2 protein-coding genes and 1 pseudogene are annotated in these 1227 nt (G+C 33.6%); all 3 read right to left on the reverse strand.

Annotated features, from left to right (window positions below):
• Positions 1 to 131 (reverse strand): annotated as a pseudogene (locus BA1_RS18960) (pre-toxin TG domain-containing protein); the annotation flags it as partial.
• Positions 132 to 349: 218 nt separating this feature from the next.
• Complete coding sequence (gene cdiI, locus BA1_RS18185; protein ID WP_008362291.1) at positions 350 to 718, reverse strand: ribonuclease toxin immunity protein CdiI; 369 nt, start codon at positions 716 to 718, stop codon at positions 350 to 352.
• 15 nt (positions 719 to 733) lie between these two features.
• On the reverse strand, positions 734 to 1227 hold a 494-nt coding region (locus BA1_RS18965), incomplete at its 5' end, for a CdiA family toxin C-terminal domain-containing protein (protein ID WP_008362294.1).

Raw genomic sequence — 1227 nt, forward strand, 5'->3', positions numbered from 1 at the left:
AATGGGATAATAGAGGCTGCGGATAGGGCTTGGTCGGTGCTGCTGATATTTTTGCTGGTTTCTGGGTCTTTACCAGTAACTGCTCGGTAGCCGTCGTAGATTCCGCTGTATTCTAGGATGATGTTCTCGGCGGTTGAGACAACTTCGCAGTGTAATTATGGGTTTGACGTTTTCACGCTTCCAAATACCTGCACATAAGCTCACTTTATTTTGTTCAATCGTCATACATAATAAAAGGTACTTTGATACTCAATAGCATCAAAGTACCTCAAAATAAAATATGTTACTTTTAATTTCTCATGAACAAAGATTATATAGTGTAGCTCTTTTGCTTTTTAGGGAATTCAATTCATTTTCTTGATTGTTTTATATTATATTTCAGTTTAATTTTCTTCATATAGTTATCTATTTCTAACTTATTTTCTGGATGTCTAACTAAATAGAATTCTACAATTTCATCTAGATATTCATATAAAGTTTCATAATCTAATATTACTTCCTCGTCTTCTTGTACGGCAGGATAATCGAAATAAAAAGCTATTCCTTCTTCACCGAAATAATCTTCTTCCCATTCTTCATAATCGTCTGCAAAAACACACCATACATGTTCGATACCATACCCCTCTTTTTTTGAAAATTTATCCATAATTGTTAGGAACCTTTCGTCCCCCATTACTTGAAAGAAGTATTTTACAAGCTCTTTATTTTTATTTTTCAATGTTTTCACTCTCCATTACCTCAATGTTGGGAAGAAGTTTGTAATTTCTCCTGTAGCTTCATCAATATAACCTTCAAACTTCAGTCCGTTCTTAGAAGTTCCAGTAATTTTCCTACCTTCAATCTTTCCATTCTTCATCGCTTCTTCGCCCCACTGTAACATTTTCTTATCTGAAATCAACCTTGGATCATAAACTGTCTTTGGGGTACGAACTTTTTTTAGTTCACCAGGGATAATATTACCTTCTCTATTTAGAGCAGGTAAACCGTATTCAACCTCATATATTCCTTTAAACTTAGAATGCGGCTTTTTAGATATAATACATTTTTGTATATCCCAACCATTATCAATAAATACTTTTTCAAATTCTTTCAAATTATGACCACCAACAATGCCTTTGTTTTTCTTTCTAACAACAGCTTCTACTTCTTTTAGGTGTTTTTTATACCCCATTTTAAATGTAGTAGCTTTATTCTTCCCCGTCTTCTCAACCCTCTTCACCACATTCT

Origin of the sequence: Bacillus xiamenensis (assembly GCF_000300535.1) — a bacterium.
GTDB lineage: Bacteria > Bacillota > Bacilli > Bacillales > Bacillaceae > Bacillus > Bacillus xiamenensis.